Genomic DNA, 15,203 nt, shown 5'->3' with positions numbered 1-15,203 from the left:
CATGCTCGTAATCGAGGCCTGGTTGGCTCGGCGATTTCTAGGGCCAGCACCGCCTGGCGCAGGGGGAAGGCATGGTTCACAGTCCATTCGACGTTTCTTTGGCGCACGGCCAGAGCATGCAATGGAAGCTCGGCGGGTCTGGGTGGGCCACCTGGTCATGGTCAGTGAACGCTGCGGAACAGAAGGTGCACGCCTCCTATGTAGGACCCGAGGTCCTGGCCGCGTTCATGAACGGTGTCCGGGATCTACTCCGTGGGTGCAGTGCGACCTTCGTGACGTTCTTCGACGAGCCAAGCGGGACGAGAGTCTTCTTCAACCAGACAGAGAAGGAGGTCTTCGTTCAGATCGTGGAGTTCGCGGACTTGAACGAGCCGTCGTCCTGGTGGTCGGACGCGAAACTGGTCTGGGCCGGTCGGCTACCAACAGAGGCATTTGTCGGCGCTTTCATGGCCATGACTGAGGAGCTTCTCTCCGAACACGGGACAGACGGGTACCTGAAGCGCTGGGGCTACGAGTTCCCCGCCCTGGAATGGGAGACGCTCCAGGCAGCGCACACCTCCCGCTGACCCGCACCTATGCTCGCGTCCAGATCAAGATGGCTGCGAGGTGGAGTGCGCCCTCGTAGGCGATCGCGAGCTTGTCGGTTCGCATGGCCAGGCCGCGCCATTGCTTGAGGCGGTTGATGCATCGCTCGACCGCGTTGCGCTGCTTGTACGTCTCGGCGTCGAAAGCGGGCGGTCGGCCGCCGGCCCTGCCGCGACGAAGGCGGTGACCGACCTGGTCGGCGGGCTGAGGGATGACGGCACGTATTCCGCGTCGGCGAAGGTGGTTCCTGATCGCGCGGGATGAATACGCGCGGTCGGCCAGGACGGCATCCGGTCGGCTCCTCGGTCTTCCAGGCCCACGTCGCGGAACGCGAATGTCGGCCATGACGGCCTCAAAGGCCGGCGCGTCACCTGCCTGACCCGCGGTGACGCGGACGGCCAGCGGCCGCGCATGGCTGTCGCTGGCCAGGTGGACTTTCGTGCTCAGTCCGCCTCGGGAGCGTCCCAGCGCGTGGTCCTCGGGTTCGGCCTGGTCTGGAGCCCCTTTTTCCTGGCTCCGGCAGCGTGCTGGTGGGCTCGGCAGACGGTGGAGTCCACCGACACGGTCCAGCCGATGTTGTCAACGGCGTCGGCCGCTGCCAGGAGCGCGGCAAGGATGCGTTTCCAGGTGCCGTCCGCAGCCCATCTGAGCAGCCGTTTGTGAGCGGTCTGGAACGAGCCGAGCTCGTCCGGCAGGTCACGCCAGGGTGAGCAGGTGCGGTACTTCCACGCGATGGCTTCAAGGGTTCGGCGGTGGTCGGCCCACCGCCGCCCACGGACCGGATCGGCCGGCATCAGCGGCTCGATCCGGTCCCACATCGCATCAGTGATCACCAACCGGACAGACATGTCCGATCAACTGACCAATCGACCAAAGAGACACGCCCTAGCCCCCTGGGCCGGTTTCGGTTGTGCCGGATGCGAGAACGTCACGGAACAGCCTCCTTCCCGTTACATGACAGGTACCTGACGTGTGCCACTCTCCCGATGACACCCAGTCAACACGCGTAGACAACGGCGGCGTTGAGCCACGCCCGCCGTCCCGCGCGTGCCGTCCCCGGGAAAGGGCCCCCCATGTCCGTTGTTCGGATCGGTGGATGGAAGGCGTGGGCTGCGGCCGTCGCCGCCACCCTCGTCGGCATCACGCTCCCCGCGGTCACCGCGACTCCCGCGAGCGCCACGACCACCGCGTACGACAGCACGTACTACAAGGACGCGATCGGCAAGACCGGCACGAGCCTCAAGTCCTCGCTGCACACCATCATCAGCAGTCAGAGCAAGATCTCGTACGACGCGGTCTGGAACGCGCTGAAGGCGACCGACCAGGACCCGAACAACACCAACAACGTGATCCTGCTCTACAGCGGCGTCTCGCGCAGCAAGTCCCTCAACGGGGGCACCGTGGGCGACTGGAACCGCGAGCACACCTGGGCCCAGTCCCACGGCAACTTCGGCACCACGGCCGGCCCCGGCACCGACCTCCACCACCTGCGCGCCTGCGACGTGCAGGTCAACAGCACCCGGGGCAACAAGGACTGGGACAACGGCGGCAGCGCGGTCAGCGGCGCGCCCGGCAGCTACACGGACAGCGACTCCTTCGAGCCGCGCGACGCCGACAAGGGCGACGTGGCCCGCATGATCCTCTACATGGCCGTCCGTTACGAGGGCGACGACGGCTTCCCGAACCTGGAGCCCAACGAGTCGTCCACGAACGGCAGCGTGCCCTTCCACGGCCGCCTCTCGGTCCTGAAGCAGTGGAACGAGCAGGATCCGCCGAGCGCCTTCGAGGAGCGCCGCAACGACGTCATCTACAACACCTACCAGCACAACCGGAACCCGTTCATCGACCACCCGGAGTGGATCGAGGCGATCTGGTAGCCCCCGCGCCGCGGAAGGGACACGGAGCCGGGGGGGGGGGGGGGGGGGGGGGGGGGGGGGGGCGGCGCCCCCCCCCCCCCCCCCCCCCCTCCCCGCTTCCCGCCCCTTCAAACGCGAAAACCCGGATCTTCTCACGCTCTTAAGAGATCGCATCCGACAAGCCGGAGGCGTTATTCATCCGTTATAAACGGTGACTCTGCCCACTTTTGATCGAAATTGCCGTGCGTCAGGGAGTGGATTCCCACCACGGAGACCGTCGACGCATCTATCACGCCACCGGCCATCCGAACAAGACCGCCGCCCCAGGAAGTTCCGCCGTCCGCTCGGTAGCTTCGGCGCCCATGACCACTGCCCCCCTGACATCCCCGGTCGGCGGCGTCTCCGTCGGCCCGGCCGAGATCGCGGACGGCGCCGAGCTCTGGCGGATCGCGCGCGGCTCGGGAGAACTCGACCTCAACTCGCCCTACAGCTACCTGCTGTGGTGCCGCGACTTCGCCGACACGACCGCCGTCGCCCGTGACGCCACCGGACGACCGGTCGGCTTCGTCACCGGATACCTGCGGCCCGACGCGCCGGGGACGCTCTTCGTCTGGCAGGTCGCCGTGGAGGGTTCGCACCGCGGAACCGGGGTAGCCGGGACCCTGCTCGACGCTCTGGCCGCCCGCGTGGCGGACGGGCACGGACTCGACCGGGTGGAGGCGACCGTCACACCGGGGAACCTGGCCTCCGACCGGCTGTTCCGGTCCTTCGCCCGCCGGCACGGCGCGGACCTCACCCGCGAGGTCCTCTTCCCGTCCGCCTCCTTCCCCGTGGCGGGACACAACGCCGAGGTGCTCTACCGCATCGGCCCTCTCGCACCCCCGGCGTCCTGAGCCGAGTCGCCCCACTCCCCCGCACCACACCCTGGAGAAGAGACTTCGTGACCCTGACCGACATCGCCGCCCCCTCCGTCTTCGAGACCGTCGAATCGGAGGTCCGCAGCTACTGCCGCGCCTGGCCCGTCGTCTTCGAACGCGCCAGCGGGAGCCGGCTGTACGACGAGGACGGCCGTCCGTACCTCGACTTCTTCGCCGGGGCGGGCTCGCTCAACTACGGCCACAACAACCCGGTGCTCAAGCGCGCCCTCCTCGACTACCTCGCCGACGACGGCATCACCCACGGCCTCGACATGTCGACGACCGCCAAACGCTCCTTCCTGGAGACCTTCCGCGCCACCGTCCTGGAGCCCCGCGCCCTGCCGTACAAGGTGATGTTCCCCGGACCCACCGGCACCAACGCGGTGGAGGCCGCCCTCAAGCTCGCCCGCAAGGCCACCGGACGGAAGACGGTCGTCTCCTTCACCAACGCCTTCCACGGGATGTCGCTCGGCTCGCTCGCCGTCACCGGCAACGCCGCCAAGCGCGCCGGCGCGGGCGTGCCCCTGCCCCATGCCACCCGGATGCCCTTCGACCGGTACCTCGGCGGCAGCACACCGGACTTCCTCTGGTTCGAGCGGCTCCTCGACGACCCCGGCTCCGGCCTCGACCACCCGGCCGCCGTCATCGTCGAGACCGTCCAGGGAGAGGGCGGCGTGAACGTCGCCCGGGCCGAGTGGCTGCGCGCACTCGCCGAACTCTGCCGCCGGCACGAGATGCTCCTCATCGTGGACGACGTCCAGATGGGCTGCGGACGCACCGGCGACTTCTTCTCCTTCGAGGAGGCGGGCATCACGCCCGACATCGTCACCCTGTCCAAGTCCATCAGCGGCTACGGCCTGCCCATGGCCCTCTGCCTCTTCCGCCCGGAGCTCGACCTGTGGGAGCCCGGCGAGCACAACGGCACCTTCCGCGGCAACAACCCCGCCTTCGTCACCGCCACGGCCGCCCTCGACACCTACTGGCGCGACGACGCACTCCGCGAGCGCACCCTGAGCCGGGCCGACCGCGTGGAGCGCGCCCTGCTCGACCTGTGCGGCGACGACGGGGCGACGGGGGTGGCGGTGCGCGGCCGCGGCCTCGTGTGGGGACTGGAGTTCGCCGACGGGGAGCGTGCCGAGGCCGTGTGCCGGCGGGCCTTCGAGACCGGTCTGCTCCTGGAGACCTCCGGGCCTCGCGGCGAGGTGGTCAAACTGCTGCCGCCGCTGACCGCCACGGACGACGAACTCGACGAGGGCCTCGGCGTCCTGGCCCGCTCCGTCCGCCACACCGCCGGCCGCCTCGCCGCCTGACCACCCCCGCACGAAAGGCCGACACCCCGTGATCGTCCGTACCTTCGACGAGCTGGAGAACACCGAGCGGCACGTCCGGGCCGCGTCCGGGACCTGGGAGAGCAAGCGCATCGTGCTGGCCCGCGAGCGGGTCGGCTTCTCCCTCCACGAGACCGTGCTGTACGCCGGGACCGAGACCTCCATGTGGTACGCCCACCACGTCGAGGCGGTCGTCTGCACCGCCGGCGAGGCCGAGCTCACCGACCACGAGACCGGGCGCACGTACACGATCCTGCCCGGAGCGATGTACCTGCTCGACGGGCACGAGCGCCACACCCTCAGGGTCAAGCGGGACTTCCGCTGCCTGTGCGTCTTCAACCCGCCGGTCACCGGGCGCGAGGACCACGACGAGAACGGCGTCTACCCGCTCCTGACCGAACCCGAGACCGGTCAGGCCTGAGCCCGCTCCCCCGTACGCGAAAGGAAGGCACCCCATGGCCTCCGCACCCACCCGTCCCGTCGACCTCTACCCCACCCGCGGCTCCCGCGAGGAGCTCATCGGCCGCAAGGACCCCGTCGTCTGGTCCGAGCCCGGCACACCGGGACCCTTCTGGGCCCGGGAGCTGGCAGGGTACGACCGGGACGGCTTCGTCACGGTGGACGAGATCGTCACCCCGGACGAGGTCGACGAGCTCCGCGCCGAGCTGGACCGGCTCGTCGCCGACCCCGCGCTCCGGGCGGACGAGCGGGCCGTCGTCGAGCCCCGCTCGCAGGAGATCCGCTCCGTGTTCGAGGTGCACCGGATCAGCCCGGTCTTCGCCCGGCTCGCCGAGGACCAGCGGATCGCCGGGCGCGCCCGGCAGATCCTCGGCTCCGACGTGTACGTCCACCAGTCGCGGGTCAACGTCAAGCCCGGCTTCGGCTCCAGCGGCTTCTACTGGCACTCCGACTTCGAGACCTGGCACGCCGAGGACGGACTGCCGCGGATGCGGACCGTCTCGGTCTCGATCGCGCTCACCCCGAACCACACCACCAACGGAAGCCTGATGATCATGCCGGGCTCGCACCGCACCTTCCTGGGCTGCGCGGGCGAGACGCCCGAGGACAACTACAAGCAGTCGCTGCGGATGCAGGACGCCGGGACCCCGTCCCAGGAGGCGCTCACCACCTTCGCCGACGCGTGCGGCATCCGGCACTTCACCGGCCCGGCGGGATCGGCCACCTGGTTCGACTGCAACGCCCTGCACGGTTCGGGCGACAACATCACCCCGTACCCGCGCAGCAATGTCTTCCTCGTCTTCAACAGCGTCGAGAACGCACCCGAGGCGCCCTTCGCCGCCCCCGTCCGTCGTCCCTCCTTCATCGCCGCCCGCCCGGGAGACCGCTCATGACGCTCGGCCGCCGCGGCTTCCTCACCGGAGCCTCGCTCCTCGGCGGTCTCGCCCTGACCGCGTGCACCCGCACCCAGGCCGGGACGGGCGCGCCGGAAGGCGACGGGCAGCTCCTCGCCCACCTGCGCGAACAGGGCTTCGTGCGGGTCGGGTTCGCCGGTGAGGCGCCGTACGGCTTCCAGGACGGCGGCGAGCTCGCCGGGGAGGCCCCGACGCTCCACCGCGAGATCTTCAGGGCGCTCGGCGTACGTGAACTGCGGCCCACGCTCACGGAGTTCGGCGCGCTGATCCCCGGGCTGCTCGCCGGCCGGTTCGACGTGGTGAGCGCGGGGATGGCGATCACTCCGGAGCGCTGCGCCAAGGTGATCTTCTCGGAGCCGGAGTTCGTCTCCCCCACCGCGCTCATGGTCCGCGAGGGCAACCCGAAGGGCGTGAGCGACCTGGAGTCCTGCGCGACGAAGGGCGCCACCGTCGGGGTGCTGACCGCGGCCGTCGAGGCGTCCTACGCCAAGGCGGCGGGCGTCCCGGACGGTGCCGTGAAGACGCTGGCCAAACAGCAGGACGGGCTCGACGCCCTGCTGGCCGGCCGGATCGACGCCTTCGCGCTGACCGCCATCTCCCTGCGCTGGCTCGCCCGGACGAACCGGGACGCGCCGGTGGAGGTGGGCGAGGCGTTCGTCCCGGTGGTCGGCGGCGCCCGGCAGCTCGGGGCGGGCGGGGCCGTGTTCCGGCCGGGGGCGGGCGGGCTGCGGGACGCCTTCGACCGTGAGCTCCTGAAGATCACCGGCTCCCCCGACCGGTTCGTCGGACTCGTCGGGAAGTACGGCTTCACCGCCCGCGAGGTACCGCCCCGCTCGCTGCGGACCGCCGACCTGTGCACCGGCTGAGGGGCACCCGGCGTGGCTGACTTCCTGCCCGAGCTCCGGCGCGCGCTCCCCCGGCTCGCGGAGGGGCTCCTGGTGACGGCGGAGGCCACGGTGCTCGGCGCGGCGCTCGCCCTGCTCCTCGCGTACGTCCTCGGGCTTTCGTCCCGGTCGGCGCGGCTCCCGGTGCGCGGTGCGGCGCGGTTCGTCGTGGAGTTCTTCCGGGGGACCTCGCTGTACGTGCAGCTGTTCTGGCTGTTCTTCGCGCTCCCGATGGTCGGCTTCCGGCTCGAACCGCTCGCCTGCGCCGTACTCGCGCTCGGCCTCAACTACGGGGCGTACGGCGCCGAGGTGGTGCGGGGCGCGGTCGCGGCGGTCCCCCGCGCGCAGACCGAGGCGGGGATCGCGCTCGGCATGGGTCCTGTGCTGCGCCTGCGGCGGGTCGTCCTGCCGCAGGCGCACGCCCTGATGGTCGCGCCGTTCAAGAACCTGCTCGTGCAGCTCCTGAAGGCGACGCCGCTGCTGTCCCTGGTGACCGTCCCCGATCTCACCTTCCAGATCGACCAGTTGCGCTCGTCGACGGGCGCGACGGCCGCCTCGTACCTGCTGCTCCTCGGGCTCTACTTCGCCCTGGCCGTGGGCCTGGGCCTCCTCATGAACGCCCTGGAGCGGGCGGCGAAGGCCCGGCTCGGGCAGGAAGGCGGTGCGTGATGTGGGACGGGGAGGCGGCCCGGGCCGCGCTGCCCGCCGTACTGGAGGGGTTCGGCGTCACGGTCCTGGCGACCGTGCCGGCGTTCGCCGTCGCCGCGGTCCTCGGGCTCGCGCTCGCCCTCGTCCAGCGGGCGGGCCCCGGGTGGCTGGCGCTTCCGGTGCGCGCGGCGGCCGCGTTCGTCCGCTCGACGCCGCTCCTGGTGCAGCTGTTCGCGGCCTGGGTCCTGGTGCCGGCGCTCGACGCGCCGGTGCTCGGCGTCCTGGTCCTCGGCGTGCACTACGCCACGTACCTCTCCGAGGTGTACCGGACGGGCATCGACGCCGTACCGCGCGGCCAGTGGGAGGCCTGCACGGCGCTCTCGCTGCCGCGCCGGCGGGTGTGGCGGGCGGTGGTGCTGCCGCAGGCCGTGCGGAACGTACTGCCGCCGCTCGGCAACTACGCCGTGTCCATGTTCAAGGAGACCCCCCTGCTCTCGGTGATCACGGTGCACGAGATGGTCCACGAGGCGAACACCTTCGGCAGTACGCACTTCGCCTATCTGGAGAGTTTCACCCTGGCCGCCGCGGTGTTCCTGCTCGCGAGCTGGCCGACGTCCGTCTTCGTACGACGACTGGAGGCACGCCTTGCCCACTGAGGACCGGAAGGATCCGGCGGCCCCCGCGGTCCGCTTCGACCGGGTCACCAAACGGTTCGGCGACCACACCGTGCTCGACGGCCTCGATCTGGAGGTGGGGCGCGGGGAGCGGGTGACGCTGATCGGTCCGAGCGGGTCGGGGAAGACCACGATCCTCCGGCTGCTCATGACGCTGGAGCGGGTCACCGACGGGCTGATCCTCGTGGACGGGCAGCCCTACTCGCACATGCCGCGAGGCGCGGGCGGGAAGCTGGTGCCGGCGGACGAACGCCATCTGGCGGTTCTCCGCCGCCGGATCGGCATGGTGTTCCAGCAGTTCAACCTGTTCCCGCACATGAGCGTCCTGGACAACGTCGTCGAGGCACCCTTCCACGTGCTCGGCGAGGGCCGGGAGGAGGCCCGTCGCAGGGCGCGGGACCTGCTCGATCTGGTCGGGCTCGGCGTCAAGGCCGCGGCGCGGCCGACCCGGCTCTCCGGCGGCCAGCAGCAGCGCGTGGCCATCGCCCGCGCGCTCGCGATGCGGCCGGAGATCCTGCTCCTCGACGAGGTGACGTCCGCGCTCGATCCGGAGCTGGTGGCGGAGGTGCTCGACGTGCTGCGGGACATCGCCCGCAGCACCGACATCACCCTGCTGTGCGTGACGCACGAGATGGGCTTCGCCCGGGACGTCTCCGACCGGATCCTGATGTTCGACCGGGGCCGGATCGTGGAGTCGGGCCCGGCGGGCGAACTCCTGGAGTCCCCCACGCACGCGCGCACGCGCGCGTTCCTCGGCTCGGTGCGCTGAGCCCACCGGCCGGGTGCCCGGGGCGCGATCCGCCCGTCAGTCACCGGTCGCCGCCCCCGCCATGCCCTGCCGCAGACGGTCCAGGCTGCGGGCCAGGAGGCGCGAGACGTGCATCTGGGACACACCCAGGCGTTCGCCGATCTGCGTCTGGGTCAGCTCCTCGACGAAGCGCAGGTGCAGCAGCAGCCGGTCGCGCTCGCCGAGGGCTTCCACGAGCGGGGCGAGGGTGTGGAACTCCTCGAAGAGCGCGAGCGCCGGATCCTCCTCGCCGATGAGGTCGGCGAGGGCCGCGTCGTCGTTCTCCTCGTCACCGCTGCCGAGCGCCGCGTCCAGGGAGGTCGACCGGTGGCCGTTCGCGGCCAGCTGCGCCTCGACCACCTGCTCCTCGGACAGGTCCATGACGGGCGCCAGTTCCGCGACCCGGGGTGCGCGGCCGAGCCGCGCGCTCAGTTCGTCGGTGGCCTTCGCCGGCTCCGACCGCGCCTCCCGGAGCCGGTGCGGGACATGGACGGCCCAGGAGGTGTCACGGAAGAACCGCTTGATCTCGCCCACGATGTACGGCACGGCGAAGGTGGTGAACTCCACCTCGCGGGACAGGTCGAAGCGGTCGATGGCCTTGATCAGGCCGATCATGCCGACCTGGACGATGTCCTCCCGCTCGTCGGCCCGCGCGGGGAACCGGCCCGCCGCGTACCGGACGAGCGTCATGTTCATCTCGATCAGGGTGTTCCGGACGTACTGGTGCCCGGCCGTGCCCTCCTCCCGTGCCGCGAGTTCACGGAGGAACACCCGCGACAGGGCGCGGGCGTCCCGGGGCGGCACCTCGCGGGGCGCCCGGAGAAGGGGGAGGTCGCCCGCCCGGAGACGGGGAAGGTCCCCCGCCGGAAAAAGGGGGAGGTCCCCCCTCGTACCGCTCGTCACGTCCGTCGTCGCCTTGGCCACCTCGGTCCGCACGGGGACGACCTCCTCCTGCTCTCTGTCCGTTCGGCGGTCCCGGTTCGCGTACCCGCTCCGCGCGGACGCACTCCTCGGCGGTCCGGGGCGTCCTCGGCGCGTCCGGGAGGCATCACTCCGGCATGTCCGGGCAGGCGTCTCCCATCACCCTTCGACGCATCGGGAAGTGAGGGACCCGCGATGAACAGCCGGAGCGAAGCCCGGACCCGTACGACCGCCGCGGCTTCTCCGGCCGCCGCCGGAAGGGCCGGACCGACGCCGCTCCTCACTCCGGCGCAGGCCCGCCGGCTGGTCAGCCGCACGCTGACGGCTCTCGGCCCGCTGCCGCCCTCCCAGGTCGACGACCTGTTGCTCGTCACTTCCGAGCTGGTCACGAACGCCCATCGCCACGGGGGCGGGGTCACCTCGTTCGGGATCGCCGTCGGCCGCGACCGGGTGACCGTCTCCGTGGCCGACGCCAGCGGGGAGCCGCCGCGCCACGAGCTCCACGGGGAGCTGCGGCCCGGCGGCTTCGGCTGGCCGATCGTGCTGCGGCTGTGCCGCGAGGTGTCCGTGGACACCCGGCCGGACGGAAAGACCGTCCACGCGGCGGTGACCGTCGACCGCTGACGCCGTGCCCTCAGGCGTCCGCGGGGCGGGCGGGGTGACGCTCCGGCGGGCCGTGGAGGTGTACGGAGGCGGGGCCGCCGCGCGTGCGGTGGCGGTCGGCCCAGGACTCCAGGGCGGCGCGGCAGGCGTGGTCGAGGTGGTGGAGCCCGGAGAGGTCCAGGACGACCGGGCGGTCGCGCGGCAGGGATTCGAGGGTGTCGAGGATCGTGGGCAGCCGCAGGAAGGTCACCGTGCCGGACAGGCCGACGCGGACCGGTCCTTCGCCTTCGTCGGTGTGGTCGACGCGGAGGTGGGAGGCGTCCCAGGCCGCCTTGGCGACGGAGACGACGAGTCCGATCAGGACGCCTTCGAGCATGTTCACGGAGACGATCGCCAGGGCCGTCACCACGAGGACGAGCGCCTCGCCGCGGTGGCCGCGCCACAGGGTGATCAGGCCCCTGAAGGGGATCAGCTTCCAGCCCGCGTGGACGAGGATGCCGGCGAGCGCGGCGAGCGGTACGTACTCCAGGGTGCCGGGCAGCAGGGCGGCGAAGACCAGGAGCCACAGCCCGTGGAGCACGCGGGAGGTCTTGGTCCGGGCGCCCGCCTGGACGTTGGCCGCGCTGCGGACGATGACGGCGGTCATGGGCAGGGCGCCGAGCAGCCCGCAGAGCGTGTTGCCGAAGCCCTGGGCGAGCAGCTCCTTGTCGTAGTCGGTGGACGGTCCGCCGTGTAGCCGGTCCACGGCCGCCGCGCTGAACAGGGACTCGGCGGAGGCGATCAGCGCGAAGGCGAGGACGGTGCCGAGCAGGGCGAGGTCGGTCAGGGCGGAGAGGCCGTCCGCTCCCGGCAGCCGCACGGCGTCGACGACTCCGTTCACCCGTACCGTCGCGACGGGCAGGTCGAGCAGGGCGGTCGCGAGCGCCGCGAGGAGGACGGCGACGAGTGCGCCGGGGACGGCCCGCACCCTGTGGGGAAGGTGCCGCCAGCCGGCGATCACGAGGACCGTGGCGGCGGCGAAGGCGAGCGGGACGAGGGTGGCGCCGTCGGTGACCGCGCGCCCCAGGGCGGCGGGCAGTCCGGCGAGCCGGGACGGCCCGGAGGCGGGAGCGCTGAGTCCGGCCGCCGCGTAGAGCTGGCCGGCCACGATGACGAGGCCGATCCCGGCGAGCATGCCCTCGACGACGGAGAGGGAGATGGCCCGGAACCAGCGGCCCCAGCGCAGCAGGCCCAGGGCGACCTGGAGCAGCCCCGCGAGGAGCACGATGACGCCGAGCGCGGCCGGGCCGAGGGTCCGGACCGCGTCGAGGACGAGGACGGTGAGGCCGGCGGCGGGGCCGGAGACCTGGATGCTGCTGCCCCGCATGAGGCCGGTGACGGCGCCGCCGACGATGCCGGTGACGAGCCCGAGTTCGGCGGGGACGCCGGAGGCGACGGCCACGCCGATGCAGAGCGGCAGCGCGACGAGGAAGACGACGAGGGAGGCGGCGAAGTCCTGCCGGAGGTACGGAAAGGAAGTTGCCATACAGGGGGTCATACGCCCTCGTCCCTGACGGTCCGACGTCCGCGGGCGGCTTCCGACCGGAACCGGCCGGAACGTGACCCGATCACCCCCGGGGAAGGCGCCCGGAGGTGCGGATCACCGGGGGCGCACCGGGCCTCAGGCGCCCGCACACGCGTTCAGCCGGAGGGCGTACGGTCGCCACGCCGGGGCGCAGGGGTGCGGAGGCTCCGGGACTCCGGGACTCCGGGACTCCGGGCTCCGGGGCTCCGGGCCTCACCACCAGTAGGCGGGGTACCTCGGGGCCGCGCGGCGGACGCGGGAGGCGGCGAACGCGGTCAGGACGAGCAGCACCGTCGCCCCGAACAGCAGGGGGACGAACCCGCCGGGCGCGGGGGCCTGGAGCACGATGACGACGGCGGTCGCGCAGGCCGGTGAGTGCGGGGTGCGGGCCAGCGTGGTCAGCGCGAGGGTGACTCCGGCGGCGACGGCCGCGGCCCAGGCGCTGCCGTGCGCGGCGACGGCCGCCACGGCGTATCCGGCGGCCGCGCCGAGGAGGTGGCCGACGATCACGCTGCGGGGCTGGGCGAGCGGCAGCGCGGGGGCGCAGTGGACGAGCGCGGCACTTGCGGCCAGCGGGGGTATCAGGACCGGCTCGTGGATGAGGGCGCCGATGGCGACGAGCCCGAGGAGGGCGGCGGTCGCGGCGCTGACGCTGTGGACGGCGGCGCCGGGCGCGGGGCGGGCCGGGGCACGGCCGGCGATCCATCCCGGGCGGGAAGCCGGTGGGGCGGAGGTGACGGTGTCGGGACGCGGTGCGGCGTCGATGCTCATGGGATGCGCGGTTTCCGGGACTGGGACGGGCAGGGGTGGTCGTACGGGTCCCTGTGGTCGACAGTCGGCCCGGTCTCACGCCTGAGCCTGGTGCGGCGGCGCGACCTCCCACCACTCTAACCAGCGGTTTCGCCACGGCGCGGGCGGGGTCGGAGGCAGGATCACTCCATGACCGACGCAGCCGGCACGACCTCCGACACCCCGCCCTCCTTCCGTCTCCTCCCCGGGGCCCCGGGCTCCCCGGTCCTCCTCCATGTGCCGCACTCCTCCCGCGAGATGCCCCCGGACGTACGCGACGGGATCCTGCTCGGCGACGAGGAGCTGGCCCGCGAGCTGGACCACATCACGGACTCCCACACGGCGGAGATCGCCGCCGTGGCCGCGGCGGCGGCGGGCGCGGCGCCCTGGCGGTTCGTCAACGGGCTGTCGCGGCTCGTCGTCGACCCCGAGCGGTTCCCGGACGCGCGCGAGGAGATGCTGTCGGTCGGGATGGGCGCGGTGTACACCCGCACCACCCACCGCGCGCCACTGCGGTCGGCCGGGTTCGATCCGGCGCCGCTGCTCGACCGGTACTTCGTCCCGTACGCCCGGGCGATGGCGGAGGCCGTGGCCGAGCGCCTGGCGGCAGCGGGGCGGGTGGTGATCGTCGACGTCCACTCGTATCCGACGGAGTCGCTGCCGTACGAGCTGCACGGCGACGGCCCGCGCCCGCCGGTCTGTCTGGGCACGGACGCCTTCCACACGCCGCCCGCGCTGCTGGACGCGGCGCGGGAGGCGTTCGGCGGGTTCGGCGGCGTCGGGACGGACAGCCCGTTCGCGGGGACGTACGTGCCGCTGGAGTACTACGGACGGGATCCGCGGGTGAGTGCCCTGATGGTGGAGATCCGCCGTGACCGGTACATGCGCGAGCCGGGCGGGCCGGCGGGCCCGGGTGTCGAGGCCCTCGGGAGGGCCCTGGCGGCCCTGGTCGACGCGGTGGCTCCGGCGGGTGAGCCTGTCCGATCGGCGTAAAATCAGCTAAATGAGCCCACTCCGATACGAGCTGGTGTTCTCCGACGGTACGGGATCGGCGCAGGACGTCGTGGTCGTGGAGCGCACGCCCCTCAAGGGGCCCGGAGGCCATCCCGTCTTCGTCGACGCCACCGGCATCATCCGGGCCGAGATCAGCGACCGGGACGAGGTGCGCATTCTCGCGAGCGGGGGCCATCAGGAGATCTCCGGGCAGGTGCTGGCCCGTGCGCTCCCGGACCCCGGTCCGAAGGATCCGCCCGCCTCGACGACCTGAGGCCCCCGGCCCTCATGGCCCAGCTCCACGAGCGCCCGGGGCGAAGGACTGGTGAGCTGTACTCGGAGATTTCCGGTGCCGTCACATCCGGACTCCCGGACCGTATCGAGGAGGAATCCGTGCCGGACTCGACGACGTCGTACGCCGACCTGCGCGCCCTGGTGATCAACTGCACCCTGAAACGTTCCCCGGAGCGCAGCCACACGCAGGGGCTGATCGACATCAGCACCGGGATCATGGAGCGCCAGGGCGTGCAGGTCGAGGTGCTCAGGGCGGTGGACATCGACATCGCGACCGGTGTGTGGCCGGACATGACGGAGCACGGGTGGGAGACGGACGAGTGGCCGGTCATCTACTCGCAGGTGATGGCCGCCGACATCCTGACCCTGGCGGGGCCCGTGTGGCTGGGAGATAACTCCTCCATCATGAAGAAGGTGATCGAGCGTCTGTACGCCTGCTCGTCGATCCTCAACGAGCACGGCCAGTACGCCTACTACGGTCGTGTGGGCGGCTGCCTGATCACCGGCAACGAGGACGGCGCCAAGCACTGCGCGATGAACGTCCTCTACAGCCTCCAGCACCTCGGATACGTCATCCCGCCGCAGGCGGACGCGGGCTGGGTCGGCGAGGCCGGCCCGGGCCCGTCGTACCTCGACCCCGGCTCCGGCGGGCCGGACAACGACTTCACGAACCGCAACACCACCTTCATGACCTGGAACCAGCTCCATCTGGCCAGGATGCTCAAGGACACCGGCGGCATCCCCGCCCACGGAAACCAGCGCTCCGAATGGGACGCCGGCTGCCGGTTCGACTTCGAGAACCCCGAGCACCGTTAGGGCGGGCCGGGCGCCGTAGAACAGCCGGGGATCAAGCAGTGGACACCGAGCGTGAGGGACATGGCTGCCCTGTCAGCGGGGTGGGGCCGGTCCCGCGCACGTGCCGCTGCGGGCGCCCGTCCTGTCCGGGGTCCGTGACGACCGTACGGCGGAGCCATGGCAAGCGCAGGT

Annotated in this window: 18 protein-coding genes; 14 read left to right on the top strand and 4 right to left on the bottom strand. The window is 71.9% G+C overall.

Going from position 1 to position 15,203, the window contains the following annotated elements:
• Window positions 1-164 precede the first annotated feature (164 nt).
• On the top strand, window positions 165-566 hold the full coding sequence (locus ACZ7HT_RS28945; RefSeq protein WP_471171296.1) for a hypothetical protein: 402 nt from the start codon (window positions 165-167) through the stop codon (window positions 564-566).
• A gap of 7 nt (window positions 567-573) precedes the next feature.
• Here ACZ7HT_RS28945 and ACZ7HT_RS28940 read toward each other — a convergent pair.
• Window positions 574-1,433, bottom strand: a protein-coding gene (locus tag ACZ7HT_RS28940; protein ID WP_471171295.1) for an IS5 family transposase whose coding sequence is annotated in 2 segments (ribosomal slippage) — window positions 574-1,091 and window positions 1,091-1,433 — 861 coding nt in all. Because the reading frame shifts where the segments join, the coding sequence is not laid out codon by codon here.
• Between the two features lie 225 nt (window positions 1,434-1,658).
• Here ACZ7HT_RS28940 and ACZ7HT_RS28935 point away from each other — a divergent pair.
• From ACZ7HT_RS28935 to ehuA, 9 genes are all read left to right on the top strand, one after another.
• Entirely contained in the window at window positions 1,659-2,462 is an 804-nt protein-coding gene (locus tag ACZ7HT_RS28935) for an endonuclease I family protein (protein WP_471171293.1), read from the top strand.
• A gap of 341 nt (window positions 2,463-2,803) precedes the next feature.
• Entirely contained in the window at window positions 2,804-3,334 is a 531-nt protein-coding gene (gene ectA, locus ACZ7HT_RS28930) for a diaminobutyrate acetyltransferase (RefSeq protein WP_471171292.1), read from the top strand.
• A 53-nt stretch (window positions 3,335-3,387) separates the two neighbouring features.
• Window positions 3,388-4,668, top strand: a complete 1,281-nt coding sequence (ectB, locus tag ACZ7HT_RS28925) for a diaminobutyrate--2-oxoglutarate transaminase (RefSeq protein ID WP_471171344.1) — start codon at window positions 3,388-3,390, stop codon at window positions 4,666-4,668.
• A 28-nt stretch (window positions 4,669-4,696) separates the two neighbouring features.
• A complete protein-coding gene (locus tag ACZ7HT_RS28920; RefSeq protein ID WP_471171290.1) occupies window positions 4,697-5,107 on the top strand; it encodes an ectoine synthase in 411 nt (136 codons plus the stop codon).
• A gap of 34 nt (window positions 5,108-5,141) precedes the next feature.
• Complete coding sequence (thpD, locus tag ACZ7HT_RS28915; protein WP_471171289.1) at window positions 5,142-6,038, top strand: ectoine hydroxylase; 897 nt, start codon at window positions 5,142-5,144, stop codon at window positions 6,036-6,038.
• Window positions 6,035-6,925 carry an ectoine/hydroxyectoine ABC transporter substrate-binding protein EhuB gene (gene ehuB, locus ACZ7HT_RS28910; RefSeq protein WP_471171288.1) on the top strand — a complete coding sequence of 297 codons (891 nt, stop codon included), beginning with the start codon at window positions 6,035-6,037 and terminating at the stop codon, window positions 6,923-6,925. Before thpD ends, ehuB begins: the two co-directional genes overlap by 4 nt.
• Window positions 6,926-6,937: 12 nt before the next feature.
• On the top strand, window positions 6,938-7,612 hold the full coding sequence (gene ehuC / locus ACZ7HT_RS28905) for an ectoine/hydroxyectoine ABC transporter permease subunit EhuC (protein ID WP_471171287.1): 675 nt from the start codon (window positions 6,938-6,940) through the stop codon (window positions 7,610-7,612).
• Window positions 7,612-8,247: an ectoine/hydroxyectoine ABC transporter permease subunit EhuD gene (gene ehuD / locus ACZ7HT_RS28900; protein ID WP_471171343.1), complete on the top strand. Its 636-nt coding sequence runs from the start codon at window positions 7,612-7,614 to the stop codon at window positions 8,245-8,247. The genes ehuC and ehuD overlap by 1 nt, the downstream gene beginning before the upstream one ends.
• Complete coding sequence (gene ehuA / locus ACZ7HT_RS28895; protein ID WP_471171286.1) at window positions 8,237-9,034, top strand: ectoine/hydroxyectoine ABC transporter ATP-binding protein EhuA; 798 nt, start codon at window positions 8,237-8,239, stop codon at window positions 9,032-9,034. Before ehuD ends, ehuA begins: the two co-directional genes overlap by 11 nt.
• Window positions 9,035-9,070: 36 nt before the next feature.
• Here the strand turns inward: ehuA and ACZ7HT_RS28890 are convergent, their stop codons facing one another.
• Complete coding sequence (locus ACZ7HT_RS28890) at window positions 9,071-9,988, bottom strand: SigB/SigF/SigG family RNA polymerase sigma factor (RefSeq protein ID WP_471171284.1); 918 nt, start codon at window positions 9,986-9,988, stop codon at window positions 9,071-9,073.
• 180 nt (window positions 9,989-10,168) lie between these two features.
• Between ACZ7HT_RS28890 and ACZ7HT_RS28885 the strand changes: the two genes are divergently transcribed.
• Window positions 10,169-10,597, top strand: coding sequence for an ATP-binding protein (locus tag ACZ7HT_RS28885; protein ID WP_471171282.1), 429 nt, complete (start codon window positions 10,169-10,171; stop codon window positions 10,595-10,597).
• A gap of 10 nt (window positions 10,598-10,607) precedes the next feature.
• Here the strand turns inward: ACZ7HT_RS28885 and ACZ7HT_RS28880 are convergent, their stop codons facing one another.
• Window positions 10,608-12,101, bottom strand: a complete 1,494-nt coding sequence (locus ACZ7HT_RS28880) for a SulP family inorganic anion transporter (protein ID WP_471171280.1) — start codon at window positions 12,099-12,101, stop codon at window positions 10,608-10,610.
• A 252-nt stretch (window positions 12,102-12,353) separates the two neighbouring features.
• The gene (locus ACZ7HT_RS28875) at window positions 12,354-12,911 is read right to left on the bottom strand and encodes an HPP family protein (RefSeq protein WP_471171279.1); all 558 of its coding nucleotides are present in this window, start codon (window positions 12,909-12,911) and stop codon (window positions 12,354-12,356) included.
• Between the two features lie 168 nt (window positions 12,912-13,079).
• Here ACZ7HT_RS28875 and ACZ7HT_RS28870 point away from each other — a divergent pair, with 168 nt between their 5' ends.
• The 3 genes from ACZ7HT_RS28870 to ACZ7HT_RS28860 all read left to right on the top strand — a co-directional run bounded on the left by ACZ7HT_RS28870 (window position 13,080) and on the right by ACZ7HT_RS28860 (window position 15,032).
• Window positions 13,080-13,922, top strand: coding sequence for an N-formylglutamate amidohydrolase (locus ACZ7HT_RS28870; protein ID WP_471171277.1), 843 nt, complete (start codon window positions 13,080-13,082; stop codon window positions 13,920-13,922).
• Between the two features lie 10 nt (window positions 13,923-13,932).
• On the top strand, window positions 13,933-14,196 hold the full coding sequence (locus tag ACZ7HT_RS28865) for a DUF6296 family protein (RefSeq protein WP_471171276.1): 264 nt from the start codon (window positions 13,933-13,935) through the stop codon (window positions 14,194-14,196).
• A gap of 119 nt (window positions 14,197-14,315) precedes the next feature.
• A complete protein-coding gene (locus ACZ7HT_RS28860; RefSeq protein ID WP_471171274.1) occupies window positions 14,316-15,032 on the top strand; it encodes a flavodoxin family protein in 717 nt (238 codons plus the stop codon).
• The last annotated feature ends 171 nt before the right edge of the window (window positions 15,033-15,203 follow it).

The sequence above is a fragment of the Streptomyces sp. NPDC037410 genome (genome assembly GCF_055602235.1).
Note: the sequence above shows the minus strand (reverse complement) of the source record. Positions and strands in the feature narration are given on the sequence as shown.

What these genes read in the sequence shown, in the direction of transcription:
- ehuD (WP_471171343.1), top strand. Translation starts at nt 7,612, where the DNA reads ATGTGGGACGGGGAGGCGGCCCGGGCCGCGCTGCCCGCCGTACTGGAG.
- ACZ7HT_RS28935 (WP_471171293.1), top strand. Translation starts at nt 1,659, where the DNA reads ATGTCCGTTGTTCGGATCGGTGGATGGAAGGCGTGGGCTGCGGCCGTC.
- ACZ7HT_RS28880 (WP_471171280.1), bottom strand. Translation starts at nt 12,101, where the DNA reads ATGGCAACTTCCTTTCCGTACCTCCGGCAGGACTTCGCCGCCTCCCTC.
- ehuB (WP_471171288.1), top strand. Translation starts at nt 6,035, where the DNA reads ATGACGCTCGGCCGCCGCGGCTTCCTCACCGGAGCCTCGCTCCTCGGC.
- ACZ7HT_RS28865 (WP_471171276.1), top strand. Translation starts at nt 13,933, where the DNA reads ATGAGCCCACTCCGATACGAGCTGGTGTTCTCCGACGGTACGGGATCG.
- ACZ7HT_RS28870 (WP_471171277.1), top strand. Translation starts at nt 13,080, where the DNA reads ATGACCGACGCAGCCGGCACGACCTCCGACACCCCGCCCTCCTTCCGT.
- ACZ7HT_RS28875 (WP_471171279.1), bottom strand. Translation starts at nt 12,911, where the DNA reads ATGAGCATCGACGCCGCACCGCGTCCCGACACCGTCACCTCCGCCCCA.
- ACZ7HT_RS28885 (WP_471171282.1), top strand. Translation starts at nt 10,169, where the DNA reads ATGAACAGCCGGAGCGAAGCCCGGACCCGTACGACCGCCGCGGCTTCT.
- ectA (WP_471171292.1), top strand. Translation starts at nt 2,804, where the DNA reads ATGACCACTGCCCCCCTGACATCCCCGGTCGGCGGCGTCTCCGTCGGC.
- thpD (WP_471171289.1), top strand. Translation starts at nt 5,142, where the DNA reads ATGGCCTCCGCACCCACCCGTCCCGTCGACCTCTACCCCACCCGCGGC.